The following is a 26,247-nucleotide window of genomic DNA, read 5'->3' on the forward strand; positions in this document are numbered from 1 at the left end:
GGTAGACGTGCTAGATAAATTCCTGACCCTCGCTGATATTGACGGAGTCACGCTTGATTCCGAGACCACCTTCGCCGATCTCACGACGCTGCGCATCGGCGGTGCCCCGCTGGTGACGGTGCGCTGCGCCAGCGCTGAGGCCGCCATCGCTGCGCTGGCAGCGCTTGACGACGCCTCCCAGGACTACCTCGTCGTCGGCGGCGGCTCCAACCTCGTGGTGGCGGAAGGTCAGCTGGATGTCGTGGTGGTCATCCTCGACTTCGAGGACATCGACGTCTCCGTGGCCAGCGGCCTCGTGCGCGCTGATGCGGGCGCGGTGTGGGATGACGTCGTGGCTTTGTCCGTGGACTGCGGCCTGGGCGGCATCGAGTGCCTTTCCGGGATTCCGGGCAATGCGGGTGCCGTGCCGGTGCAGAATGTCGGCGCCTATGGCGCGGAGACCTCCGACGTCCTCACGCAGGTTTATCTCTACGAGCGCGCTACCCAGACCGCGACGTGGGTGCCGGCCGCGGACCTGGAGTTGGCCTATCGCTACTCCAACCTGAAGTTCACCGGGCGCGGCGTGGTGCTGGCTATTGAGCTGCAGCTGACTACCGACGGCCTGTCGAGGCCCCTGCGCTTTGGCCAGCTCACCCAGAACCCTGGTGAGCGCCGCCCCGTGGCCGACGTCCGCGAGGACGTATTGAAGCTGCGCCGCGGCAAGGGCATGGTGCTTGACCCAGAAGACCACGACACATGGTCGGCCGGTTCCTTCTTCACCAACCCCATCGTCGAGCCCGAGCTTGCCGATTCCATCCAGGAAGCAGTCCGCGCCACCCGCGGCGACGAGGATGCTTACCGCATGCCGCGACACGTGGTGCCGGCAAGCGGCACCACGTCGGGGAAGATGGAAAAACTCTCCGCCGCGTGGCTCATCGAGCGCGCCGGCTTTGCCAAGGGCTACCCAGGTGAAGAGTCAGGCGCGAAGGCAACCTTGTCCACCAAGCACACCCTGGCGCTGACCAACCGCGGTGAGGCCACCGCCGACGATATCGTTGCGCTGGCCCGCGACATCCGCGCCGGGGTACAGAAGGCCTTCGGCGTGACGTTGGAGCCGGAGCCCATCTGGCTAGGGGTAGAAATATAAGTGCGAAATATTTAAAATAGCGTTGAATTACTAGTTCGCCGCAGGCAGTCACTAGCTGCCTAGAAAGGACCTCGCATGTACATCCCCAAAGACGTACTCTTTGCCATCCTCCTCTTTGCTTCGAGCCTTCTCTGCGTGGCGGCGATCCTATTGATCCCTGGACTGTTCGCGGAGTTCAGCGCAGCACGTTGCACCTTGATGGCGAGTGTTTTGGGGCTTGGCGTCGCCGGGCTGTTCGTCGCCCGCACCCAGATCCGACGCCTCGAGTCCTAGGACGGGTGGGCCGCCGCCCCCGATGTCATGGCCATTTAGGCCATGACGTTGAGCCACTCTTCCTTGGCCGCGAGGAAGTTGCGTGCGGCCTCCTGCGCGCCTTCGAGTGAGTGGTGGGCGCCCCAGCCGCACTGCACCTCGTTGGCGGCGGGAACCTCAGTGGCATTGAGGATGTCATTGAGCGCGCCCTCGACAGCGCGGAGCAGCTCATCCTGCTCCATGCCGTTGGTGATGGCGTAGAAGCCGGTGCGGCAGCCCATCGGGGCAAAACCAATGAGCTTGTCGGTGTAGTTGCGCATGAAGTTGGCCATCATGTGCTCGACCGAGTGCAGTGCTTCGGTACCGAGGTGCTCTTTGTTGGGCTGGCAGAAGCGCAGGTCATACTTGATAATCTCGACCCCGCCGCCCAGGTCGGTGCGGTCGGCGACGCGGATATAGGGGGCGGCGACAAGCCGGTGATCGAGCTCGAAGGACTTTACGTTGATCTTGGTCTCGGTGTTCTTCTCAGTCATGCCTCCCCAGTGTAACCACGGCTCTGGCTGTGGCCCGAGTGTCCTTCCCCTGAATGCGCGCTGTGCCGCATACGCTGGTCAGATATGAGCGAAGAGGAGATTGACGGCAACGCTATGTCGGCCGAGGAGCCGGAGACAATCGTGCCGTTTAAAGGCCCGACCGTCCTGGAGGTCCAGGGCCACGATGAAGAACACAACCCCCTCGCCAAAGGCAACCGTCTGCGCAAGGCAAGCTGGGGGCTGGTCATCCGCCGTACGTGGAATGACTTCTTCCACGATGCCTTCATGGACCGCGCCGCCGGGATGACCTACTTCACGCTCATGGCTTTTGCACCAACGGTACTGGCCGCCTACTCCATTGTCACGCTCATCTTCTCCTCCCGCCAAGCGGAAGTGGAGCAACTGACCTCTGAGCTCGTCGAACAGTACGTCCCAGGTTCGCTTTCTGAGCAAGCACATACGGTCGTCGGGACGATTATTGGCTCCAGCGCGCAGGGTACGTTGGCCTTGATCATCTCCCTGGCCATTTCGCTGTTTTCTGCCTCGGCGTATGTGCGGGCCTTCTCACGCACAGCCAATACCGTGTACGGCCGGGTGGAAGGTCGCGGCATCATCCGGACCTGGTCGCTGATGTGGGGGCTGACAGCAGTCATCGTGGTGGGCGCGGTCATCGTGCTTTTTGCCAACTTACTGCGTGATGCAGTTCTTAATGAGGGGCTGATTCCGCTTGCTCGCAACGTAGGACTAGAAGATGCCGCCACGTACCTGGTGCGAATCTTTCTCCCGGTGTGGAACTGGCTGCGCTTCCCAGTCACCGTGGTTGTGGTTCTCACGCTTATCGCGGTGCTCTATCACTTCAGCCCCAACGTGCGGCCGGGGCGTTTTAGGTGGATTACCTACGGTTCCATCGTGGCGCTCGTGGGCACGGTTGTGTCCTGGGGTTTGGTGGGTCTCTACCTGAAGTACCTTGCTGCGGCCAGCGCCTATGGTGCGCTGAGTACCGTCATGGCGGTCTTCGTGGCAATGTGGCTGATGAACACTGTGCTCATCGTCGGCATCAAGATAGATGCCGAGGTGCTGCGCGCTAAGGAGCTGCAGCTGGGATTGCACTCCGAGCGTTTCATCCAAGCTCCGCCGCGCGCCGAGAATTCATCCCAAGCCCAGGCCCGCGCCCAGGAGAGCTTGGAGCAGAGGGCACGTGAGATTTCAGATAATGCGCGGCAGGTGCAGGACGAGCAGGCGGAGGAATCAGAGGAAGAACGCGCCTAGATGCCAAAACCTTGCCCCCGCGTTGCATGGATCGGCGATAAGTTTGGCAGATAGGGCAGTTGTGAAGCCGGGCGGTTACTGCACAGACTCTTCTGGAACCCGGCGTTGGCCCGCGGCCTTTTCTTGCCTGCGCTTGTCAATCAGTGCTGAGATAAGGAATCCAAACCCCATTACCGTTGTGGCCCTGGTTGACCACTCGTAGTCAGCGGAGAGCCACCCGATAAGGGAAATGACGCTGAGTGAGCCGACAGCTGTCATGAGGAATTTTTCAATATCCATGCTTCGTCCTCTGGTTCGTGGAAGTCTCGCAATCAAGTAAACGGTGCCTTATGCGAAAACTATCACGAGGCGAGGGGCACAGGTAGAAAAGAAGCCGAGGAGGCTCGCTTCTTAGCGGACGTCCTCGGCTTGTTCTTAGGGCTTGCTGTTAGGGGATCTGCGCCTTAGGCGGAGGGGTAGGTGCCGTCTTCGGTGAGGCGCGCGGAGTCGTCGAGAAGCATGGCAATCTCGGCGGCCTTGGCGTCGCGTGCCGGGAGGCGGCGGCCTTCGATGACCTCGAAGAGCGGGGCGCGGCCCAGCATGCCGGCCTCGAAGCGGGCGCGGCCGGCACGCAGGCGCTGCTCGGCGCGCTCACGCCACTGGGCGGCGGCATCCGCCCCGCACTGCTGGGACACGGCCTGCTCGAACACGCCTGGGTGGGCGTAGACGATGAGCGCGCTGACGTGGCCGAAGCCGAGCGAGGTCAGCGCCGCTGCTTTCACGCTGTGGCCCGCCGCAGCGAGGTCCAGCGGGGAGCGTAGCCACACCAGGTTCGGCGCCTTCGGGGCGATGAGCGGGTCGACGCAGTCCAGGGACACATTCGCCGGGATGCGGTGCGTGCGGAAGACGTCGATGATGCCGCCGGTCTGGAAGAGCGCGGCACCCGCCTTGGAGTGGCCGGTGAGCGTCTTCTGGGAGATGACGAACATCGGCTGGTCCTCATCGCGCCCAATCGCCGGCCACAGCAGGGAGTGCAGCTCCGACTCGTTGGGGTCGTTGGCGTTGGTGGAGGTGTCGTGCTTGGACAGGACGCTGACGTCGTTTGGCGTCAGGCCCAGACCGCGCAGCGAGCGCGCCAGGCGGGAGTTCTCCCGGCCGCGGCCAGCGCCCAGCGCACCCAGGCCCGGGGCCGGGATGGAGGTGTGGGCGCCGTCGCCATAGGAGGCAGCGTGCGCGACCACCGCGAGCACCGGCAGTCCTAAGTCGGCTGCTAGTGAGGCGCGAACTAGCAGGACCGTGCCGCCGCCTTCGCCTTCGAGGAAGCCGCCGCGGCGGCGGTCGTTGGCGCGGGAGATGAAGCGATCATCAATTCCCTTGGCAGTCATCTTCGCGGTCTCCGCGGTGGCGTTCATGTCACCGAAGCCCTGGAGGGATTCCACCTGGACATCGTCGATACCGCCGGCCACGACCACATCGGCCTTGCCCAGGGCAATCTTGTCCACGGCCTCCTCAATCGAGACCGCCGCGGTAGCGCAGGCGCCGATGGGGTGAATCATGGAACCGTAGCCGCCCACCAGGGATTGCATGGTGTGCGCCGCGATGACGTTCGGCAGGGCCTCCTGCAGGATGTCGGACGGGCGCTCCTCACCGAGGAAGCGGGTGACGAAGACCTTGTGCAGGGATTCCATGCCACCGATACCGGTGCCCTGCGTGGTAGCTACCTGACCCGGGTGAATGGAGCGCAGCAGCTCTGCCGGGGAGAAACCGGCTTGGGTGAAGGCATCCACTGCGCTGACCAGGTTCCACACCGCCATGCGGTCCAGGGAATCGAGCATGTGCTCCGGGATTCCCCACTTGGCGGCGTCGAAGTCATCCGGCATCTGCGCGGCGACGGTACGGGTCAGCGTGGCCTTGCGCGGCACCTTAACGGTGGCACCCTGGCGGCGGGTGACCTGCCATTCGCCGTCCGCCTCGACGATGCTGACGAACTCCGGGTCCGCGTCCTGAATATCGCGGGCGGTGGCCTCCGAATCCACGGTGAAGGTGACGTCACGGTCGAGGAAGACAGTGGTGAGATCGATGGAGCCGCGGTCGGTCAGGTGGTACTTATCCGTCAGCGTGCGCACACCGGAGCGTGCGACGACCTCATCGCGGAAGCGCTCGAAGACGTCCTCCTCGGCGATCTCTTCATCGCTCTCCACCACGAACCAGCCCGGGTGCGGATCCTCGCGCCATTCCACCAGTCCGGTCATCCACGCCAGCTCCAGCACACCGGCGGCGGTCAGTTCTGCGGAACCATCGCGCTGCAGGCCAAACTCGGCCTCGAAGCGCGTGCGGCCGGAGCCCCACGAGGAGACTTCGCCGATACCGGCGATGACCACCATGTCCTCCAGATCCGTGGTGACCTGGCCAACTTCTTCCTCCAGCCCAGGCTGTACTGCTTGTACCTGGTTGGGCAGCGCGGTGATGGTCGCGGGGGCGTCCTTATCCTCGTGCGGAACTGCGTTAGCGGTTTCCGCACCGGCAGCAAGCTCGGTGAGGGAGAAGCCTTCCAAGCCACCGGTGAGGTCCTTCTCCACCGGGGCATGCGCTGCTTGCGCGCGCGAGTCGGCGCTGGCCAGATCCATGAGCTCGGTGGAAATCTCCTCCGGGCTCCACACCTTGATACCGGCCTTCTCGGCGGCGGGCACCAGCCCATCGTTGCCGCCCATGAGGTGCGTGCCAGCCACCCAGCCGATCTTGGCCTGCGCCAGGGTGACACCCTGCGGCCAGCCGGCCTCGACCTTCCACTTGTTGAGGATGGCATCGAGCGCGGCCTTGACCTCGCCGTAGGCGCCGTCGCCGCCGAAGGTGCCGCGGTTGGGCGAGCCCGGAAGGACGACGTGGCAGCGCTTGTCGACGTCCCCCTGGCTCAACCTCGCCAGCCCCGCAATGGTGCGCTCGACGGACCACAGCAGCAGGCGGGCCTGCGTCTCGGTCGTTCCGGAGGCATCCGCCAGCGAACCGGCGACACTCGGCGCGGCAAAGGGGAAGGCCAGCGTCGGGGTCAGCGCAGGCTTGAGAATCTTGACCTCGTTGCCCACGGACTCGCGCTGCTCGGTGCCGATCCAGTCGATGAGCGCGTCGATATCGCGGAAGCTCGACAGGTTCGCCGGGACCAGCCACAGGGCGGAACCGGCAGCGCCGTGCTCGGCGTAGAGCGTGCGCGCGAATTCCTTGCGGGCCTGGCTGACACGGGAAGCGGTCATGATGACGGTCGCGCCGCCCTCCAGCAGGCGCTCCACCAGCGCGGTGGCGATGGAACCAGGGGCAGCACCCGTGACCAGGGCAACCTCACCGGCGAACGCGCCGGGGGTGGTGTCCACGGCGGCCTGCGCGATGTCCTCATGCTTCCACCAGCGGGCCTGACGCGCCAGGTCCTCGCCGGCACCGCGGAAGCTCTCCACCGGGTACTCGGCCTGACCCAGCGCCACGCGGGCGAGGCGCTCGCGGGCGATGGCCCAGGAATCGTCGAAAAGCACGGCCTTGTTCGCATCGAAGGAAGGCGTGACGGACTTGAGCCAGCCGGAGCCGAGCTCTGCCTCGACGGCATCGATGACGGTGGTGTCAGGGGCCTCGATGAGCTCCGGTTCGGAGTCCAAGCCCAGCTGGGAGAGAACCTGGCGGGCGACAGTCGCCAGCACGCCGCTCTCACCGGTGACGGTCTCGGCGAAGGCATCGAGCGCAGCGGAGTCAACCACGGCACCGCCACCGGCACCACCGGCGGCCGCGCCCTTGGACACGGATGCACCGTGGGTAGCGGCGACGGCTTGGACGGCGGCGTCGATCAGCTCGTGCGCCGCGGACTTCGAGGTAGCGCTCGCCGGCACGGTGCTCAGCGAGCCGCCGCGCACGGAGTCCTCCTCGCGGGAGCCGAGCAGGATCTCTGCCTCGACGTGGGCAACCCAAGACTCGGGCAGGCCCCAGGTGCCGGTGACGTAGTCCGCCACGGCGGTGGGCTTGAGGCCCGCAGCGCCGAAGAGCTGGCGCAGGCGCGCGCCGACGGCCTCACCCAGCACCGGGCCGAAAGCGGAGTAGCCCGGGGCGGCGGTGGCGACCTTCTCGCGGAGCGTGGCCACGTCGGCATCGGCGGCACCATCGATGGCCGGCACGCCGATTTCCGCGGACATGTCCATGAGCAGCTGGTTACGGCGCGAGGACACACCGTTGGTCAGCTCCTCCACGGTGTCGGAGTCCGCGATCTGATCCACGCGGATCTTGTTCTGGAAGGCGAAGAGCACCATGATGGCCTCCGCCGCGCCGAAGCGCAGCTCGGGGGCGTCGCCGGAGGCGGCGGCTGCGGTAGGCGCAGGAGCAGGTGCGGCAGCTGGCGCGGCCGCAGCCGGAGCCTCGGCAGCCTCGGCTGGTGCCTCGTTGGCTTGTGGTGCCTCCTCGGCGTCGGATTCCGGAGCGGGTTCGGCGGCGGGGGCTTCGGAGACGTCGGCAAGCATGACCTGCTCTTGGTCGCGCTCCACGTTGAGCACGCGGATGGTGCCCTCCGGGATGCCGGCGACGGCTAGCGAGCGGGTGGCCAGGTTGGTCAGGGTCGGGGAAGAAGCCAGGCCGACCTCGATGATCTGCTCGACCTTGCCAAAGAGGAGGTCCTGGGTCTCAATCCAGCGCACAGGTGAGGCGAACTGCCAGGACAGCAGCTCAATGAGCAGCAGGCGGGCGAGCTCGTGCTCGGAGAGGTCCTCCACCTTCAGCCCGTCCAGCTTGCCGGAGGGTGCCAGCGGGGCCACGGCGTCGACGAAGTCCTGGGTGAGCTCGAAGGGGCGGGCCACCAGGTTCGGGATATAGCGGCCTACCAGGGCATCGAGGTCCAGCTCCTGTGGCAGGAGCTCGTCGAGTTTTTCGGCGAAGGCCGGAACACCCTCGCGCAGCACGCGGGAGTGGAAAGGCACGTCGATGCCCGGGACCATGACCGCCGCGCGCGGGGCGATGGCATTGGCCTTGTCCACCAGGGCCTTGAGCCCCTTCTTGGTGCCGGCGACGGAGTACTGCTGACCGCGGATGTTGTAGTTAACAATCTCCAGGAACTCGCCGGTGGCCTCGGCGACCTCAGCCACCCAAGCGTCGACGCTGTCGGCATCAATACCAGCCATGTTCGGGCGCAGTGCCGCCATGGCGTATTCGGAGTTACCCTCCGCGTCGCGCGGGACCAGGCTGCCCATGGCGGAGCCGCGGGAGTAGACGATGTCGATGACACCCTCGAGGTCGAAGATATTCGCCAGCGAGGCCAGCGCTGTGTACTCGCCCAGGGAGTGGCCGGCGAAGTAGGAGGTCGGCGCCAGAGCGTCCTCGGCGCGCAGGCGCTCGGTCTGGGCATAGGCCACCACGGCCAGGGCCACCTGCGTGAACTGGGTCAGGTGCAGCACACCCTGCGGGTGGCGGAAGGTAGTTCCGCGAACGGTGAGCTCCGTCGGGTTCTCATCGATGATCTTCTGGATGCTAAAGCCCAGGTTCTCGCGGGTATGCGCATCGGCACGGCGCCACGCCTCGCGCGCTGCCGGGGAGGCCTGGCGGTCGCCCTTGCCCATGCCTTCGGCCTGGATGCCCTGGCCGGGGTAGACGTACGCCGTGGTCGGCGCGGCGAGCAGAGCCTGGCCGCGGGAGACCACCTCGCCGTCGATGCGGCAGGTGACCTCGAGGGCCTCATGGATACCCTTGCGGCCGACGCGCTCGACGGTGACCTCGATGTCATCGCCCAGCTGCACCATGCCGTACATGGAGTAGGTCCAGCCCACCACGCGGCCGTGGCGTCCGGCCACTTGCTGCGCGGCGGCCGAGAGCCACATGCCGTGCACCAGCGGTGCCTGCAGGTTCACCAGTTGGGCAGCGTTATAGGAAGTGTGGATCGGGTTATAGTCGCCGGAGACCAGCGCGAAGGGCGTCATGTCCTGCGGGGCGGTGACGGTGGCGCGGTCGACGAAGGAGCGCGGCGTCGGCACCACCTTGGTGGCGGACTTGCCGCCGCCCCACTCCGGTGCCTGGCTCGGCGCGGCGGTGCCGGTGGCGCGGCCGCGGATGGCAAAGCGGTGCATCTGCGTGGCCACGACATCACCGGAAGCGTGGTCCTTGAGCTCGAGCTCGACCGTGACGATGCGCCCAGAGACAGATTCCTCGATGGCGGTGCAGGAGGAGGTGACGTCGATCTGGCGGCCGTCGGCAAGCTGCTCCAGCGGCACGCGCAGGTCGATGACGTGGTCCAGGTGCACCGCGTTGAGCAGGCCCTCGATGACGGGGTAGCCATCCTCCAAGCGCCCGGAGCCGAGCGCGGCATAGATGGCCGGCCAGCAGGGACCGACCAGAACATCCGGGGTGCCGGCCTTCTCGGCTGCAGCATCGCCGCAGGTCACCGCGCTGTGTGCGGAGAGCAGCGAGGCGGGGAAGTGGAAGGAGTAGCCAGACTCGACGGTGGGCATCTCCGTGATCTCATCGCCCTGCTCCGCCGTGGAGCCGACACCAGCCAGGCCCTCCAGGAGGGTGAAGACGGAGTTGGGCAGGCGCTCCTCGGAGACCACCGGGGAGCCACCCGTGGCCACGTCCTCCGGCAAGTCTACTGGGACGGTGACCTCGCGAACGTAGAAGGGGCGCTGCTCCTCCGGCAGGTCATCCCAGTAGGAATCCGCGGTGATGACGATCTCCCAGTTGCCCTCGGCATCCTGGCGCAGGTCGAAGGCGTTCTCATCCATCTCATAAGCCGGGTTGGCCATGAGGTGGCCGTGCCACAGCAGGGTAGGAGAAGTACGCAGGAACGCGGCCTCATCGGCGGCGGAGTTCAGGCGGGAGAAAGCCTTCTGCGGGGTCGAGCCCTGCTCCAGCAGCGCATCCGTGGTGGCCTGTTCGAAGCGGGCAAGCAACTCTGCCACCGGCTCGTTCTTCTTGGTAATGCCTGCCACGGCTACCGGGCCCGGGATGATGCGCACCTGGTCGGCGGAATAGCGCTCATCCTGCGCCTGCCACAAGGTGTCCTTACCAAACCAGCTCTTGAGATCACCATCGATGGCGGGCACCCACGGCATGGGCTTGACGTGCTTATAGTGCAGCGAAATCCACCAGGCGGCATCGCGCGCGGAGACCTCGGTGGTACGTGCGGCGGGGTATTCGGCCAGCAGCTTAGCGACGGCCCGCGGGGCATCGTGGACGTCCTCAACGCTGGTGAAGAGGGTTTCAATCTGGCCGTGGTCCGCCGGGTTCAGGCGGGCCTCGACGCGGTGGAGGAGATCGAGGAAGCGGTCATCCCAGCTGGGATCCACGAACGGGTGGGCCAGCTCCACGAAGCGCTCGAGCCACTCCGCGTAGGTCATGGACTCCACATCGCCGAAGTAGGGTTTGCAGGTCTTGGCCAGGGCGTCGATGATCTCCTGGCGGTGCGCCGGGTAGTCCTCGATGTTCAGGGAAGTAATCAGGCGCGAGGCCGCCGCGAAGGAATTATCAAGGTCGTGGATGTCCGCCAGCAGGTGGGACTGCGAGGACGCCACGCCGTGCGCGCCGGTTCCGCGGCCGACCCAGCCATCGTTGTCCTCCGGGGAAATGCCGGTGGTGTTGACCAGCAGGTCCTTGACGGAATCCGTGGCCTTGGCTTCCTTGGTGGCCATGGCGACGGTGCCGATGAAGACGGCGTCGACAGGCATGGCGGGCAGGCCGTGTTTTATCGCCCACTCACCGGTGAGGTAGGAGGTGGCGCGGTCCGGAGAGGCGATACCGCCGCCGACTGCCAGGTAGACGTTGGGGTGCTGGCGGATTTCGGCGTAGGTATCCAGCAGCATGTCATCCAGGTTGACCCAGGAGTGGTGGCCGCCGGCGTGGCCGTCCTCGACCTGCATGATGATGCGGTCCTCCGGGTAGGCCGTGGCGATGGCCAGCACATCCCGGATCTGCTTTGCGGTACCGGGCTTGAAGGAGATGAAAGGGAAACCGTCGGCGTGGAGGCGGTCCAGCAGCTCGCCGGCTTCCTCTACCTCCGGAATACCGGCGGAGATGCACACGCCGTTGAAAGCCGCACCGGCCGCGCGGGCCTTGGGCACGATGCGCGCCTGGCCGAAGTGCAGGTTCCACAGGAAGCGGTCGAAGAACATGGTGTTGAACTGTGCCGTGCGTCCGGGGCGCAGGTGCTTTTCCATGGTGGCCAGGTGCGAGCGGAAGACCTCATCGGAGTACATGCCGCCGCCGGCCATCTCCGTCCAGTGTCCGGCGTTGGCCGCCGCGGCCACGATCTCTCCATCAGCAGACGTCGGCGTCATGCCGCCCAGCATGATGGGAGACAGGCCCGTGAGGTCGGAGAAGCGGGTCTGGGTATAGGTGCGCCCGTTCGGGAGTTCGATGGTGCGCGGGGCGAAGTCGGCGTAGTTGAGGGCCTTGGGCAGTTCAGTGCCTGGTGTGGCCAGCGCATTGAGCTCCTGCGGGGTGGCGGCCGAGATCACCGTGACACCCGTGCCTTCCACCACGCGGCGGGTGAGGGTGGTCAGCGCGCGGTCCAGAACAATGAGGTGCTCGGAGTTGAGTTCGGCCAGCGTGGCCGGCCAGTCGTGTTCGTTGACCAGGATGGCCTCGGCCTGCGCGCGGGCCTCATCCACGTCGAGGCCGCACTCCTGAGCCAGCGCCACGGTGCGCTCGGCGGCCGGAGCGAGCACCGGGTTGTGGAAAGGAAGAGCCACGGGCAGTTCATCAAAACGCGGGCTGAGCTCATCACCGCCGACGGTGCGCTTCTCCAGCTCAGCGTTGAAGCTCTTCACGGCCTCGTCGATGGCGGTGCGGGTGGCAGCCAGGTCCTCCGGGCTGCCGGACAGCGCAAAGTGGCGGCGGCCGTTGACCACGGCGATAGCGGCGGTGCCGTGCAGGTGTTCAGTGACGAAGCTGCGCTCCAGGCCCCGGATGGACAGCATCTGGGAGCGCGGATCGGCGCCATTGACGGCGCTGGCGGCGGTGCCCATCAGGATCGCTAGGGCCAGGGCTTGCGCTGGCTTGTCGACGGCCAACGCGCCCAAGCTGCCCTGCGAATGCCCAGCGCGCTCGTCGATGTCGACGCCCAGGTCGCGCAGCTGCTCGATAGCGGCAATCTGGCCGAGGACGATGCCGGGGATGGAGACCGCCGGCAGGGCGTCGAGGGAAGTGGACTCGGTGGCACCAGCAATGAGCTGCTCGAGGCGCTCGAGGGCGCCGGGACAGGTGGAGGCGATGGTGCGTGCGGCGGGGCCGGTGAGGCTGCGTGCCTGGGCGAGGGTCTCGCGCAGGGTGTCAGCAGTGGCGGCAGACTGCGCGGCGGTGGTGATGAAACCCTGCCAATCGGAGCCTTGTCCGGCGAAAAGTACGGCCGGGCGGGGCATGGAATGCAGCATAGTAACAGGCATCTTTCCTCTTTTGAGCTGATGGGGAACGGTTTTATGACAAGCTGCGGGCAGAATTAGTTAGCCCTACAGAACAATCATGATGTGCCACCGTAGTCGAAGCTTTCACGCAAAGCTGTCTCCCGCGCGGAAAATGTGAGGTTTTTCTCACGTTTGGGTGCGGGTGCACTCTTAAGGGTCCTGCCGCGCGAAATTGCGCAACCTTTTGTATTCTTGGCCTCACTGCGGCGGCTCGGGGAGGAGTGGGGTGGCTCAGCAACGGTTCGCGCAGCATAGAGAAAAGAAAATCAAGGGGGGACAATGTCTCAATCAGCAACCAAGAAAACAATCAAGACACCGGCTCGGATTAGTAAGAGCCGAGTTATCAAAACCATGACCAAGCTGGCAGGCAAGCTTGAGGAAGATTCCTCAACCGGCATGCCGACCATCAAGATTGCGGGCGGATTCTTAAGTATCGACGTCAACGAGGAAATGGGTGGCCTCTGCGTGCTCGGGTATTGGGGTGGCGCGGTGTGCTTCGACCCAGACCGGCAGCCTTTGCGCATGGAGGTCAACGATCTCAACGGCGGTGGAATCTCCGGCAACCTCGTGGCCGAGCCCTGTGGAAGCTCCGACATGCGCACCCACTTGCGGATCTTCGCACCGCCTTATCTGCCGTCGACGGCCACGAATGCTCAGCTCAAGAGCATCATCGCGGGCTATGCAGTCGAAATGTCAGCGGTCTTCGCGCGCCTGGATGAGCAGTTTCCGGAGCATCCCTCGAAGCCGCGCAAAGGGGCCGGGATCAAGCCGGTCTCTCCCCATTATTTCAGCGAAGCTTATGGTGTTTCAGTAGTGGGGATGTGGCGGGTCCACGAGCGCGCGACGCGCCTGGCGATGGTCGGCACGCCCGTCCATGTGGTGGATCACCGGAATGGGGCCGTGAGCATTCTCATTAATGAACACGCGATCACTATTGAATCCGCGCGTGATGGCTCCGGAGATATTGAACTCAGCCTCGTCACACCCTCCGGCCGCTGTGCCTGTGACCTTGATGCGCTCGTGCGCTGGGCCGAGTTTATGAATGATGATCAATACGTTTACTCCGCGCGCATCGAGGTAGTGAACCTCGATGGCGGCGAAGAACAGGACCTGGTTCTGGTGACCACGGCCCGTATTCCCACGAAGTGGGGCTACACCGATGAGCAGCTGGATTGGCAGCTCAGCACGTTGGTGAGCCAGCTTGTCGGTGCTGGTGAAGCGTTCTACCGAACCTTCAACCCTATGCGCGTGATGCGCTATATCGACCGCGCTGCCTAGGCCGGTGCCTCTTCTCCAAGCAGCTTCAGGAGGTCCTTCTGTACTTCGCGGCGGCGGACCTTCCCCAGCTGGTCGGAGGCCAGGTGCTCGAAGTGGTAGAAGGTGCGCGGCACCTTGTAGCGGGTCAGGCGCTCGCGGCAGTAGTCCTTGAGACCCTCCGGGTCGAGCACCGCGCCGTCCTCCAGGATGATGCAGGCCACGACGTCCTCGGATCCATCCGCACGCGGACGGCCAACGACAGCCACGTTGGTGACGTCTGGGTGCTGGCGGATCACGTCTTCCACCTCGGCCGGGTAAATGTTGAAGCCGCCGGTAATGATCATTTCCTTGATGCGGGAGACGATCTTGATGAAGCCATCGGACTCCATAACCGCCATGTCGCCCGTGCAGTACCAGCCGTCGTGGAAAGCCTGCTCGGTGGCTTCCGGCATGTTGAAATAGCCCTTGAATACCTGCGGTCCGCGCACGAGGAGCTCGCCCGCGGTGCCATCCGGCTGGGTCTCGCTGAGGTTGTCTGGGTTGCCGATGCGCACCTCGGTATCCGGGAAGGGGATGCCGATGTAGCCGGGGCGGCGGTTCTTGTTGAGCGGGTTCGCGGCCACGATCGGCGAGGTTTCCGTGAGCCCGTAGCCTTCTACGAGCAGGCCGCCGGTGACCGTTTCCCATTCCTCAACGATCTCCGCCGGTAGCGCCGCTGCGCCCGAAAGGCTGTTCTCGATGCCGTGCAGATCGATGCCCCGTTCCTGGGCCGCTTCCATGACCTTGGCGTAGATCGTGGGCACGCCCGGCATCCAAGTAGGGCGGCGCTTCTTCATGATCTCGAGAAGAAGCGGCACCTTGGGAGCTGGGGTGAGGACGAGCTCACCGCCGATGTGCACGCCGAGGGCGGCGATAAGGGTGAGGCCGTAGACATGGAAGAGGGGGAGGGCGGCGAGCATGCGCTCGGCCTTGTTGCCCAATTCGGGGACCCATGCTTCCGCCATCTTCATGTTGCAATACAGGTTGGAGTGGGTCAGCTCCGCGCCTTTGGGCCTGCCGGTGGTTCCGGATGTGTAGAGAATGAGTGCGGTGTCATTGAGATCGACCTTCGCATCCTCCAGCTTGTAGCCCTGCCCGCCGATGGCGCGCCCCGTGAGCACGTTCCACGGCACGGTATTGGGAGCGGCAACTGAGAGCTCCGCGCGCTTGTCCTTGATGAAGGGAAGCGGCAAGCGCAACAGCAGCTGCTTGCGGCGCGGCATGGCCTCGATCATGTTGACCGTAACAATCGTTTCGAGCGGTGTGGAATCACGCAGCTTCTCAAAGGTGGGGCTCGCCTTATCCCAGACCACGGCCACGCGGGCGGCGTGATCCTGGAAGAGGGGCTCGAGCTCAGCCGTGGTGTAGAGCGGGTTGTGCTCCACGACGGTCGCCCCCAGTTTCAGGATGGCGTAGAACACCGCCACGTGTTGGGGGCAGTTGGGCAGTGCCACGGCGACGCGATCACCGGGACGGATGCCGAAGGCCTTGAGGCCCGCCGCGGCGGCGCGCACGTGGGTATCGAGTTCGCGGTAGGTCATCTGGTGACCGAAGAACCACGTCGCCGGCCTGTCGCCGAATTCCTCCACGGTCTCTCGGTAGGAGTCCAAAAGCGTTTCGGTGCCGTAGTCCAGATTAGGTTTAGTCCACTCAGGGTAGTACTGGAGCCAGGCTTTCGTCTCAAAGGCGGAAGAGGCCTGAGCGGGGGCTTCGGTCATGTTCGCGAACTCCTTAGGTGGTCAAACTTGTTATGTGTGAAACAGTATAACTAATTTGTGACGGGAGTCTCGCAAATCTTTGCAAAGTTGCTTGCAGTAACGAAATCTTTTCGGGATAAATCAATAGCCCCGGTGATGTGCGTTTATCGCGCAGGGATCGGTTCCGGGGCTATGGAGTGCTACTTCTCCGCTTTGAGGCGCTCGAGCAGATCCGCCTGAACCTCGCGGCGGCGAATCTTGCCCAGCTGGTCGGTGGCCAGCTTTTCGAAGTGGTAGAAGGTGCGCGGCACCTTGTAGCGGGTCAGGCGCTCGCGGCAGTAGTCCTTGAGGCCTTCGGGGTCGAGCGCGGCGCCGTCGTTAAGCACGATGCAGGCCACGACGTCCTCCGAACCGTCCGAACGCGGGCGGCCCACCACGGCGGCCTCCGCCACATCTGGGTGATCCAGCAGGGTTTCCTCAACCTCACCGGGGTAGACGTTGAATCCGCCGGTGATGATGATCTCCTTGATGCGGCTGACCAGGCGGATAAAGCCGTCTTCCTCCATCACACCCATATCGCCCGTGCGGAACCAACCATTGTGGAAGGCCTTCTCTGTGGCTTCCTCATCGCCGAAGTAGCCCTTAAAGATCTGCGGGCCGCGGGCCAGCACCTCACCTTCTTCGCCATCCGGCATGGTCTCATCAAGGTTGTCCGGGTTGGCAATGCGAATCTCGGTATCCGGGAAGGGGATACCCACGTAGCCGGGGCGGCGGGCATCACTCATCGGGTTACCCACGATGATGGGCGAACACTCCGTCAGGCCATAGCCCTCCACGAGCATGCCGCCGGTGTACTTCTCCCACTTCTCCACGGTATTGACAGGCAGGGTCGACGCTCCGGAGAAGGCCGCGCGCACGCCGTCCAGGGAGACGTCATCTTCTTCCGCCTTCGCCACGATGCGCTCGTACAGGGTTGGCACGCCCGGCACCCAGGTCGGGGTGTGCTTCTTCATCAGGTCCATGATGAGCGGCATCTGCGGGCTCGGCAGCAGAACCAGCTCGCTGGCGATGAGCGGTGCCAAGGTGGCGTTCATGGTCAGGCCGTAGGCGTGGAAGAAAGGCAAGGCTGCGAGCATGCGCTCCGGAGAATCGCCCAGGCCCGGGACCCAGTGCTTGCCCATGAGCAGGTTGGAGAAAAGGTTGCCGTGGGTCAGCTCCGCGCCCTTGGGGCTACCGGTGGTGCCGGAGGTATAGAGGATGAGCGCGGTGGTGTCCTTGGTGACTGCCTCCGGGGTGAGGACGTCAGAACCATCGCCGCCAATGGCGTTGCCCACGAGGGACTCCCACGGCACCGTGTTCGGTGCCGGGGCGGTGAGCTGATCGCGCTTGGACTTCAGCGGCGGGATAGGCAGGCGCAGGGCCAGGCGCTGAGGTGTCGGCATCGCGTTGATCATATTGATGGAGACGACGGTCTCCAGGGAGGTCGTCGGGCGCAGCTTCTCCAAGGTGGAGGCCGTCTTATCCCAGGAAATAGCGATGCGCGCGCCGTGGTTCTGGAACAAGCCCTCCAGCTCGTGGGCAGTGTAGAGAGGGTTGTGCAAAACCGCGATGGCGCCCAGCTTGAGCACGGCCCAGAAGGAGGCGATGAACTGCGGGCAGTTGGGGGCGACGATGGCCACGCGGTCCCCCGGGCGCACCCCGAAGGCGCGCAGGCCGGCGGCGGCGCGGCGGACCTGCTTATCCAGCTCGGCGTAGGTTTGCGTGCGGCCGAAGAAGTAGGTTGCCGGCTTGTCGGGGTGGAGCGCGAGGTTGTTGTCGTAAACGTCGAGAAGCGTGGTGTCCCCGTATTCCAGGCTGTGCGGTGTCCACTCTGGGTAGTACTGGAGCCACGCATTGGACTCGTATGCCGACATCGATTCACCTTTCGGTCGCGTAGGTTAAGGTACGGGCCAGTATAACGCGGGTCGTTTCGGGATACACTGGGAAATTATGCGCATCGCGATGATTTCCATGCATACCTCGCCCCTTGAGCAGCCCGGTTCCGGGGATGCGGGTGGCATGAACGTCTACGTTCTCAACACTGCTCGCCAGCTCGCACGTCGCGGCGTGGAGGTCGATATTTTCACCCGCGCCACGCGCCCCAGCCAGGGTGAGGTGGTGGGCGTCGAGGAGCGCCTGCGCGTCATCAACATTGTGGCGGGGCCCTATGAGGGCTTGAGCAAGGAAGAGCTGCCCACCCAGTTGGCTGCGTTTACGGGCGGGATTTATAACTTCGCGCGCTGCTTTGAGGTGGACTATGACGTCATCCACTCTCACTATTGGCTCTCCGGTCAGGTGGGCTGGTTATTGCGCGATCTGTGGGACATCCCCCTCGTCCACACCGCACACACGCTGGCCGCGGTGAAGAACGTGCACCGCACTCTCGATGACACCCCAGAAACTGAGGCGCGCCGCATCTGTGAACAGCAGCTGGTGGATAACGCTGACATCCTGGTGGTTAATACAGCCCAGGAGACTCGCGATCTGATCGAGCACTATGATGCATCGCCGGACAATATCGTTGTGGTCTCCCCGGGTGCGGACACGGAACTCTATACCCCGGGCACCGACCGCATGACGGAGCGTGCGCGCCGCCAGCTGGGCATCCCGCTGCACACCAAGGTGGTGGCGTTTGTGGGCCGCCTGCAAAAATTCAAGGGCCCTGACGTGCTCATTCGCGCAACGGCGGAGCTGATGGAGCGCGATCCGGATCGCCGCCTGCGCGTCGTCATCTGCGGTGGTGCTTCGGGGGCGAATTCCTCGCCGGATACCTACCACAACCTCGCCCGCGAGCTGGGGGTGGAGCGCGTCGTGCGCTTCCTCAGCCCGCGCCCGCCACAGGAGCTCGTAGCCATCTATCAGGCCGCGGATATTGTCGCGGTCCCCAGTTATAACGAGTCCTTTGGGCTGGTGGCCATGGAGGCTCAGGCTTCCGGAACGCCCGTCGTGGCGGCGGCTGTCGGCGGCTTGCCCATCGCGGTTGCGGACGGTGATACTGGCCTGCTTGTCCACACGCATTCGGCGCAAGATTGGGCGGATGCGCTGGAGCAGTTGCTTGACGACGACCCCCGCCGCATCGCCATGGGTGAAGCCGCCGTCGATCACGCCCAGCAGTTTAGTTGGGCGGCGGCTGCCGGCCAGTTGGAGAACATCTACGCCGACGCGATGAGTATTGAGATTCCGGACTGCCACGCGCGCCGGGCAATCGGATACTAATCCCACATAAGCGGGCATAAACCCACAGTTAGGGGTGATGTGCCCGGGTTCACAGGCAAGCGGCCGAAAAACGTGGCATGCTGGTGTTTATGAGTAACGGAAAGCTGATTCTACTTCGACACGGACAGTCCGAATGGAACGAGTCCAACCAGTTCACCGGTTGGGTTGATGTCAACCTCACCGCCAAGGGTGAGGGTGAGGCCAAGCGTGGCGGCGAGCTGCTCAAGGAACAGGGCATCTTGCCGAACGTTGTCTACACCTCCCTCCTGCGCCGCGCCATCCGCACGGCCAACATTGCGCTTAATGCCGCAGACCGCCACTGGATTCCGGTCGTGCGCGATTGGCGCCTGAACGAGCGCCACTACGGCGCACTGCAGGGCCTCAACAAGGCCGAGACCAAGGACAAGTACGGCGAGGAACAGTTCATGGCATGGCGCCGCTCCTACGGCACCCCGCCGCCGGAGCTGGAGGACGGCGCCGAGTACTCCCAGGCCGGTGACCCGCGCTACGCCAACCTGGATCAGGTTCCGCGTACGGAGTGCCTGAAGGATGTCGTCGAGCGCTTCGTTCCTTACTTCGAAGAGGAGATCCTCCCGCGCGCCAAGAAGGGTGAGACCGTTCTCATCGCCGCACATGGCAACTCCCTGCGCGCGCTGGTCAAGCACCTGGATCAGATCTCCGATGAGGAGATCGCCGGCCTCAATATCCCGACGGGCATCCCGCTGGTCTACGAGATCGCCGAAGACGGTTCCGTGGTGAACCCGGGTGGCACCTACCTGGATCCGGAGGCTGCCGCTGCTGGTGCAGCCGCCGTGGCCGCGCAGGGTGGCAAGAAGTAGCCGAAAACCGCTACGTGCTGCGCACGATCCCCAAGGAGCCTATACTCCTTGGGGATTCTTTGTAGGGGCGTGAATGATTGTGGAACTGGTACTAGCTTTCCTGGCCGGCGTGGTGGCCTGCGGCCTGGCCATACCGGTGATCGCCCGGGTCCGCGAGCGCCTAGTGCGCCGCCGCGTCCGTGATGCGGATGCGAACCAGGTCACCAGCGTTAGCCAGGTCTTGCACCTCGCCGTGTCCGGCTCTCCAGCCGGGATGGCCGTGCTCTCGCGGTCCAAAGAGATCATCTTTTCTAACCCTGCCTCCCATGAGATGTCGATGGTGCACGACCGGGCGGTGAACCCCGATCTGTGGAAAGTTGCGCAGGAGGTTTTCGAGGATAAAGAGACCCGAACGCTGGACCTATCTATCCCGAAGCGCCGCACCGGAAATCGCGTGATTCAGGTGCGTGCGGTGGTCCAGCCGCTGACGCTGAACGACGATCGCTTTGTCATCGTCTACGGCACCGATGAGTCCGAGTCGGTGCGCATGGAATCCGCTCGCCGTGACTTCGTGGCCAACGTCTCCCACGAGTTGAAAACCCCGGTGGGTGGCATCGCGCTGCTGGCTGAGGCCCTCCTTGAGGACACCGGGAATCCCGAGCACGTCGAGTATTTCGGCAGCAAGGTGCAGAAGGAGGCGGCGCGTATGGCCGACATGGTCAGCGAGCTCATCTCCTTGTCTAAACTGCAGGGCGCGGAGGCGCTCCCGGAAATGGAGCCGCTCGATCTCGATGAGATCATCGATGAGGCCATTACCCGCAACCAGCTTGCCGCCGATTCCCACCACAATCAGCTCACCCGCGGTGATTCGGAGGGGGTCCAGGTCATGGGGGACAAGTCCCTCTTGGTCACGGCGATCTCCAACCTCATCTCAAATGCCATCCACTATTCGCCGGATGAGATGCCGGTGTCGGTCACGCAGAAGGTCGTCGGCGGAAAGGTCGTCCACATCCGCGTCACCGACCGTGGCATCGGCATTGCCCCGGAAGACCAGAAGCGGGTCTTTGAGCGCTTCTTCCGCGTGGATAAGGCGCGGTCCCGGCAGACCGGTGGAACCGGCCTTGGTCTGGCCATTGTGAAGCACGTCGTGGCTAATCACGGCGGCAATATCAAACTGTGGTCACGCCCCGGAACTGGCTCGACGTTCACAATCGAGCTCCCTATCTACGCGGAAGAAAAGCCAGCAGATAATCTTATTCATCGGGATAATATAGAAGACGGGGCCGTCAGCTCCGCCGCCCCTGGTTTACAGCGCGCCGTGGCGCGCGTAGCCGCTCGTCGAAAGGATAAAGCGCAATGACCACCATCCTCATCGTTGAAGATGAAGAGTCGCTGGCCGATCCCCTCGCCTTCCTCCTCCGAAAGGAGGGATTCGACGTTCTCCTCGCCCCGGACGGGCCCAGTGCGCTAGAACAGTTCGCAGCGAACCACGTGGACATCGTCTTGCTGGACCTCATGCTGCCAGGCATGTCCGGAACGGACGTGTGCAAGCAACTGCGCGCGACATCCTCTGTGCCGGTGATCATGGTGACCGCGCGCGACTCTGAAATTGACAAGGTCGTGGGGCTCGAGCTGGGCGCAGATGATTACGTGACCAAGCCCTATTCCTCTCGCGAACTCATCGCCCGCATCCGCGCGGTGCTGCGCCGCGGCAACGATGCCTCTTCCGATCACGGTGAGGAGGAGCCCGACGAGCAGATTCTGGAAGGCGGCCGCGTGCGCATGGACGTGGAGCGCCACACCGTGCTTGTCGCCGGCGAGCCGGTGTCCATGCCGCTCAAGGAATTTGATCTCCTCGAGTACCTGCTGCGCAATTCTGGGCGCGTGCTGACCCGCGGTCAGCTCATCGACCGTATTTGGGGCGCGGACTACGTGGGTGACACAAAGACTCTCGACGTCCACGTCAAGCGCCTCCGCTCCAAGATCGAGGCTGAGCCTTCCCACCCGCAGCAGCTCGTGACGGTGCGCGGCCTGGGATACAAGTTTGAGGCTTAAGCGCCAGGGTCCGCTGGGTGCCGCGGGAACTCGACTCCGGAGCGCGCCCGGGCCTCGCAGTGCTTGGCCAGGATTTCGTAGCACTCCTCGCCGAGTAGCGCGATCAGCTCGGTCTTCTGCGACTTCCACAGCGGTTCTTCCGCGGTGTGGCAGGAGGGATCGGCCGAGCAATACCAATCGAAGTCCTCGCCGCCGTTGCCCCACCCGCGGCGGTCGTACTCACCGATGGTGGTGCGCAGTATTTCCTCCCCGTCGGGGCGCTCCTCATAGTCTTCGTGCCGGCGAATCGGCAGCTGCCAGCACACTTCGGGCTTGACCACGGTGAGCTCTTCCCCCGCGTCGAGCGCCCACTGATGGATAGCGCAGCCCGCGCCCGTGGGCCAGCCGGCGCGGTTGGCGAAGATACAGGCGCCGTCGACAAGCGGCGTCTTCAGCGCCGGTTCCGGCTCGCCATCATCGCCGTCGAGCTCATCCCACTCCAGCCACGGTTCCAGTTCTTCGGGTTCACCGTGCTTCAGGAACCCATCTACCCCCTCTGGGCGGTGCTGCCAGAAACGTGCGGGCATGCGGGCGACGGCGTCGCGAAGCTGCTCCCGATCCGTCTCATCGGCCATGTATGCGCCGTGCACGCAGCAGCCGACGTCGGGCTGTTGCTTATCGATGCCGTGGCACCTCTCCGTCCCAAACTGGCAGGCATAGTGCGATTCGAGCCAAGTCAGGTCGATGGAAAAGACGTGGAGTGGATCGTGCGGATCCGTAAATTCGAACCACTCTCTGGGGAAGTCGGGGGCCTTTTCGCGGCCGGCGATAATGGAAGCCGCCGCGGGGGAGGAGGCCGGAAAACCCAGGTAAACTTCTTTTGATTTCGGGCGATTCACACCTACCCACGGTAGACCTACTACTGTAGAGGCGTGCGATTAGGTGTATTAGACGTCGGAAGTAATACCGTCCACCTCGTTGCGGTCGATGCCGCAACCGGTGGGCGGCCTTCGCCGATGAGCGATTGGAAGACCCCGCTGCGTCTGGTGGAACAGCTAGACAAAGACGGCAACATCCATGAGAAGGGCATGAAGAAGCTCATCTCCGCCGTGGGGGAAGCCGCTGAGTTGGGCGACAAGCTGGGCTGTGACGAGTTCATTGCCTTTGCTACTTCTGCCGTGCGCTCGGCCACTAACTCGGCCAAGGTTCTCGATGAAGTTGAGAAACAAACCGGCGTCCGCCTCGAGATCTTGTCGGGCGAGGAGGAAGCTCGGTTGACCTTCCTGGCCGCCCGCCGTTGGTATGGCTGGTCCGCTGGCCGCATTACCAACCTCGACATCGGTGGTGGCTCGCTGGAGCTGTCCACCGGTACCGACGAGCATCCGGAAATGGCTTTCTCCCTCGATTTGGGAGCAGGCCGTCTGACTCACAACTGGTTCGATACCGACCCGCCGGAAAAATCCAAGGTGAACCTGCTGCGGGATTATATCGATGCGGAACTGGCCGGCGTCGCCGATAAAATGCGCGCGCTGGGCCCTGCCGGGTTGGCCGTGGGTACCTCGAAAACCTTCCGCACGCTGGCCCGATTGACAGGTGCTGCGCCGTCCTCGGCGGGCCCCTATGTGAAGCGCACGCTCACTGCGCCGGGCCTGCGTCAGCTGATTTCCTTCATTTCCCGTATGACTGCAGCTGACAGGGCGGACCTTGAGGGTGTAAGTTCTACCCGATCGCATCAGATCGTCGCCGGCGCTTTAGTGGCGGAGGCGAGCATGCGTGCCCTGGGAATCGAAAAGCTGGAGATCTGCCCCTGGGCTCTCCGAGAAGGTGTCATTTTGCGCCGTACCGATAAGGGACTGGAATAGGAAAGAAACGTGGCTGACAAGAAACAGTTGACAGTTGCGGAGCTGCTGGCCCGTAACGCGAAGGACCGATCCGGCGAGGAGAAGAGCTCGCGCCGCCATCGCCGGAGCCTTGACGAAGGCGGCATCTCGGTTGCGGAGCTGACCGGCAATCTCGAAAAGGTCAAGGCAACTCCGGCAGAGGCTAAGCACTCGAGTGTCTCCATCGATGAGCCGGCCCCGGTTATTCCTGCGCCGAAGAAGGAGAAGAAGGAGAAGCCTCAGCAAGAGACACCTCAGCAGGAGGCCCCGCAGAAGGACGCTGATAAGTCTCACTCCGCCGCCCCTGCGGAGAAGCCAACCGAATCTGAGTCCAAGCCTTCCCAGCCCTCTGACGAGGACACGCGCGTAATCCAGAAGGTCAAGGACGAGCCCAAGAAGGCTGAAGACAAGGCCCAGTCAAAGGTCGAGTCCAAGGCTGAGCTGAAGACCGAGGAAAAAGTTGAGCCAAAGGCCAACGACAAAGTCGAAGACAAGGCCGAGGATGACACCTTTACCACGGGTGAACTCGAGGCAGTCGACCATGATGTTGAAGAGTACGACGAGGACTATGACGAGGAGGACGAGGGCAAGCTCAACCCCTTCGCCGTCGTCCTGCTCGCCCTCGTGGGCATCGTGCTCGGTGCCATCGTGTTCAAGGGCTTTGAGATTCTCTGGGACCGCTTTGACCGCTTGGTCGTCGTGGTACTCGGCGTTGTTGTCACCGGCGTCATCGTCGGAATCGTCCACGCACTCCGCACGAGCCGCGATGGTTTGTCCATGTTCCTCGCAGCCGTGGCCGGTCTCGTGCTGACCTTTGGCCCGCTGCTCGTGGTGATGTAGGCACCGGCCCAAAGGGCATCTTCTCAAAGGCATCTGCCAGAAGGTACTTTTGCCCCTGAGAACGCCATCTATCCTTCTGTAAATGGCATATTCAGGGCAGAAAACGCCTTCTGGCAGATGCCTTTTGCATGTGTAAGGGTAGCGTGCGAGCAGCCCTGTTGATTGGTGGCCGCGTCCTGGCCTTTCTGGCACCCTGGAAAGCATGACAAAAATTGCAGTACTTGGTGGAGGACAAATCGGCGAAGCCCTCGTTTCTGGGCTGGTGCATGCGGGCTATGATGCCGCGGACGTCGTGGTGACCAACCGCCGCACTGAGCGCGGCGAGGAGCTGAAGAGCGCCTACGGCGTCAGCGTCACGAGCGATAACGCCGCGGCTGTCGACGGCGCCGACTACATCTTCGCCTGCGTGAAGCCTTATGCCATCGTGGAGCTTCTTGAGGGGCTCGACATCCCACAGACGGCCGTGGTTGTGTCCATGGCAGCCGGCTTAACTCTCGAGACCCTGGAGAAGGCCGCTGGGGAGGGCGTGCCGGTCGTCCGCGTCATGCCGAACACCCCCATGTTGGTGGGCAAGGGTATGTGCACCTGCGCGGGCGGCACCCACGTGACGGAGGAACAGCTCGACGGCGTGGTCAAGCTCCTGGAGGCTGTCGGCGAGGTTGCCGTCATTGAGGAAAAACACATTGATGCTGCTACCGCTCTGGCCGGCTCCGCACCCGCCTACTACTTCCTAGTCACGGAGGCGCTGATCGACGCCGGCGTGCAGCTCGGCCTCACCCGCGATGTTGCCGAGAAGCTAGCCACCCGCACCGCACAAGGCGCCGGAACGATGCTGGCTGAATCCGGCAAGGATCCGGTTGCTTTGCGCGCAGGGGTGACCTCCCCGGGGGGAACCACTGCCGCCGCTCTTCGCGAGCTCGAGGAGTCTGGCCTGCGGGGTGCGTTCTTCCGAGCCGCCGAAGCCTGCACCCAGCGTGCGCAGGAACTTGCCTAAAACTTCCCGTCGCCCTGGGAGCCCTGTGGCACGTGTTACCACACGGGCTTCAAGGGCAGCAGCGGTGCGAAAGAGGAAAAAATTAGCTCTTGGGTCGCATTAGTCACAGGTTTCACGCTAAGCTGGCAGGAGCGCGTGCGTGATAGTCCTGTGGGAGGGGAAGCCTACAGCGCGTCACGTGCTGAAGGGTTAAATAAACTATGACGAATGAAGATAAGGGAACTTTCCTGACCATCGCCGAAGTTGCGGAGATCATGCGTGTCTCCAAGATGACGGTCTACAGGTTGGTTCATGCAGGTGACATGCCGGCCGTGCGCGTGGGACGCTCGTTCCGCGTTCACGAATCCGCCGTCAAGGAATACCTTGAGGCTTCCGTATACGGAGCCTAGCGTTCACCTCTTTCTGGCAGCGCCCACCACTGCGGACCCCTCGCGGTCCACGGCGGTGGGCGCTGCCCTTAGTTTTGGTGCTGGGCAGGCCGCTAGGTAAGATAGTGAACATTCGTTTCGGCACTGGCATGCCTGCGTCTCCCTGTTTTGCGGGGACCGCCTCGAGTGCACCGTGGGTGGTTTTGTTCCAGGCGTTGCCGGCCGGGTTACGTACGTACTGATACCGAAAGTGAGGAAACCTGCTATGGGTTCTGTCATCAAGAAGCGCCGCAAGCGCATGTCCAAGAAGAAGCACCGCAAGATGCTGCGCCGCACCCGTGTTCAGCGTCGTAAGCTGGGCAAGTAAAGCTTCGCCTGCAACTCCCCGCATGGTCCTTTTGGGATCGTGGCGGGGAGTTTCTGCTATCTATTCTCCCTTCTAGGCTTAAGGGACATTTCGTGTGGATTTGCGGCGTGTCGCACTAAGGGACATTTC

Annotated in this window: 19 protein-coding genes; 13 read left to right on the forward strand and 6 right to left on the reverse strand. The window is 63.8% G+C overall.

Annotation, left to right across the window (positions count from 1 at the left end; genetic code table 11):
* The first annotated feature begins 7 nt into the window (after window positions 1-7).
* Window positions 8-1,126 (forward strand): UDP-N-acetylmuramate dehydrogenase, encoded by a 1,119-nt coding sequence (locus HMPREF2760_RS03325; protein WP_070563618.1) that lies wholly within the window; start codon window positions 8-10, stop codon window positions 1,124-1,126.
* A 75-nt stretch (window positions 1,127-1,201) separates the two neighbouring features.
* Entirely contained in the window at window positions 1,202-1,399 is a 198-nt protein-coding gene (locus tag HMPREF2760_RS03330) for a hypothetical protein (RefSeq protein WP_070533977.1), read from the forward strand.
* A 35-nt stretch (window positions 1,400-1,434) separates the two neighbouring features.
* Here HMPREF2760_RS03330 and HMPREF2760_RS03335 read toward each other — a convergent pair whose 3' ends face one another.
* On the reverse strand, window positions 1,435-1,911 hold the full coding sequence (locus tag HMPREF2760_RS03335) for an S-ribosylhomocysteine lyase (RefSeq protein WP_070563621.1): 477 nt from the start codon (window positions 1,909-1,911) through the stop codon (window positions 1,435-1,437).
* Window positions 1,912-1,995: 84 nt separating this feature from the next.
* Here HMPREF2760_RS03335 and HMPREF2760_RS03340 point away from each other — a divergent pair, with 84 nt between their 5' ends.
* On the forward strand, window positions 1,996-3,180 hold the full coding sequence (locus HMPREF2760_RS03340) for a YihY/virulence factor BrkB family protein (protein WP_227486026.1): 1,185 nt from the start codon (window positions 1,996-1,998) through the stop codon (window positions 3,178-3,180).
* Between the two features lie 75 nt (window positions 3,181-3,255).
* Here HMPREF2760_RS03340 and HMPREF2760_RS03345 read toward each other — a convergent pair whose 3' ends face one another.
* Both HMPREF2760_RS03345 and HMPREF2760_RS03350 read right to left on the reverse strand, forming a co-directional pair.
* Entirely contained in the window at window positions 3,256-3,459 is a 204-nt protein-coding gene (locus HMPREF2760_RS03345) for a hypothetical protein (protein ID WP_070533974.1), read from the reverse strand.
* Window positions 3,460-3,623: 164 nt separating this feature from the next.
* Complete coding sequence (locus tag HMPREF2760_RS03350; protein ID WP_070596620.1) at window positions 3,624-12,551, reverse strand: type I polyketide synthase; 8,928 nt, start codon at window positions 12,549-12,551, stop codon at window positions 3,624-3,626.
* Window positions 12,552-12,920: 369 nt separating this feature from the next.
* Between HMPREF2760_RS03350 and HMPREF2760_RS03355 the strand changes: the two genes are divergently transcribed.
* Window positions 12,921-13,847 (forward strand): hypothetical protein, encoded by a 927-nt coding sequence (locus tag HMPREF2760_RS03355; RefSeq protein ID WP_070596621.1) that lies wholly within the window; start codon window positions 12,921-12,923, stop codon window positions 13,845-13,847.
* On the opposite strand, the gene HMPREF2760_RS03360 is transcribed toward HMPREF2760_RS03355, so the two are convergent.
* Both HMPREF2760_RS03360 and HMPREF2760_RS03365 read right to left on the reverse strand, forming a co-directional pair.
* The gene (locus HMPREF2760_RS03360; RefSeq protein WP_070596622.1) at window positions 13,844-15,583 is read right to left on the reverse strand and encodes a long-chain-fatty-acid--CoA ligase; all 1,740 of its coding nucleotides are present in this window, start codon (window positions 15,581-15,583) and stop codon (window positions 13,844-13,846) included. The genes HMPREF2760_RS03355 and HMPREF2760_RS03360 overlap by 4 nt on opposite strands.
* Before the next feature lie 179 nt (window positions 15,584-15,762).
* Window positions 15,763-17,475 (reverse strand): long-chain-fatty-acid--CoA ligase, encoded by a 1,713-nt coding sequence (locus HMPREF2760_RS03365; RefSeq protein WP_070596623.1) that lies wholly within the window; start codon window positions 17,473-17,475, stop codon window positions 15,763-15,765.
* 76 nt (window positions 17,476-17,551) lie between these two features.
* Between HMPREF2760_RS03365 and mshA the strand changes: the two genes are divergently transcribed.
* The 4 genes from mshA to HMPREF2760_RS03385 all read left to right on the forward strand — a co-directional run bounded on the left by mshA (window position 17,552) and on the right by HMPREF2760_RS03385 (window position 21,690).
* Window positions 17,552-18,817: a D-inositol-3-phosphate glycosyltransferase gene (mshA, locus tag HMPREF2760_RS03370; protein WP_070563636.1), complete on the forward strand. Its 1,266-nt coding sequence runs from the start codon at window positions 17,552-17,554 to the stop codon at window positions 18,815-18,817.
* Between the two features lie 89 nt (window positions 18,818-18,906).
* The gene (locus tag HMPREF2760_RS03375; protein ID WP_070563655.1) at window positions 18,907-19,656 is read left to right on the forward strand and encodes a phosphoglyceromutase; all 750 of its coding nucleotides are present in this window, start codon (window positions 18,907-18,909) and stop codon (window positions 19,654-19,656) included.
* A 73-nt stretch (window positions 19,657-19,729) separates the two neighbouring features.
* Window positions 19,730-20,995, forward strand: coding sequence for a sensor histidine kinase (locus HMPREF2760_RS03380; protein ID WP_070563639.1), 1,266 nt, complete (start codon window positions 19,730-19,732; stop codon window positions 20,993-20,995).
* On the forward strand, window positions 20,992-21,690 hold the full coding sequence (locus tag HMPREF2760_RS03385) for a response regulator transcription factor (protein ID WP_070521121.1): 699 nt from the start codon (window positions 20,992-20,994) through the stop codon (window positions 21,688-21,690). Before HMPREF2760_RS03380 ends, HMPREF2760_RS03385 begins: the two co-directional genes overlap by 4 nt.
* Here the strand turns inward: HMPREF2760_RS03385 and HMPREF2760_RS03390 are convergent.
* A complete protein-coding gene (locus tag HMPREF2760_RS03390; RefSeq protein ID WP_070596624.1) occupies window positions 21,687-22,568 on the reverse strand; it encodes a DUF3109 family protein in 882 nt (293 codons plus the stop codon). The two genes, HMPREF2760_RS03385 and HMPREF2760_RS03390, sit on opposite strands and share 4 nt — an antisense overlap.
* Window positions 22,569-22,601: 33 nt before the next feature.
* Here HMPREF2760_RS03390 and HMPREF2760_RS03395 point away from each other — a divergent pair, with 33 nt between their 5' ends.
* The 5 genes from HMPREF2760_RS03395 to HMPREF2760_RS12505 all read left to right on the forward strand — a co-directional run bounded on the left by HMPREF2760_RS03395 (window position 22,602) and on the right by HMPREF2760_RS12505 (window position 26,118).
* Window positions 22,602-23,531, forward strand: a complete 930-nt coding sequence (locus HMPREF2760_RS03395) for a Ppx/GppA family phosphatase (RefSeq protein ID WP_083299172.1) — start codon at window positions 22,602-22,604, stop codon at window positions 23,529-23,531.
* Between the two features lie 9 nt (window positions 23,532-23,540).
* Window positions 23,541-24,389 (forward strand): hypothetical protein, encoded by an 849-nt coding sequence (locus tag HMPREF2760_RS03400; protein WP_070563644.1) that lies wholly within the window; start codon window positions 23,541-23,543, stop codon window positions 24,387-24,389.
* Between the two features lie 202 nt (window positions 24,390-24,591).
* On the forward strand, window positions 24,592-25,383 hold the full coding sequence (gene proC / locus HMPREF2760_RS03405) for a pyrroline-5-carboxylate reductase (protein WP_070596625.1): 792 nt from the start codon (window positions 24,592-24,594) through the stop codon (window positions 25,381-25,383).
* A 200-nt stretch (window positions 25,384-25,583) separates the two neighbouring features.
* Window positions 25,584-25,772, forward strand: a complete 189-nt coding sequence (locus HMPREF2760_RS03410) for a helix-turn-helix domain-containing protein (protein ID WP_010189818.1) — start codon at window positions 25,584-25,586, stop codon at window positions 25,770-25,772.
* A 244-nt stretch (window positions 25,773-26,016) separates the two neighbouring features.
* The gene (locus HMPREF2760_RS12505) at window positions 26,017-26,118 is read left to right on the forward strand and encodes a 30S ribosomal protein bS22 (RefSeq protein WP_003855542.1); all 102 of its coding nucleotides are present in this window, start codon (window positions 26,017-26,019) and stop codon (window positions 26,116-26,118) included.
* The last annotated feature ends 129 nt before the right edge of the window (window positions 26,119-26,247 follow it).

It is taken from the genome of Corynebacterium sp. HMSC065D07 (genome assembly GCF_001810695.1).
GTDB lineage: Bacteria > Actinomycetota > Actinomycetes > Mycobacteriales > Mycobacteriaceae > Corynebacterium > Corynebacterium hesseae.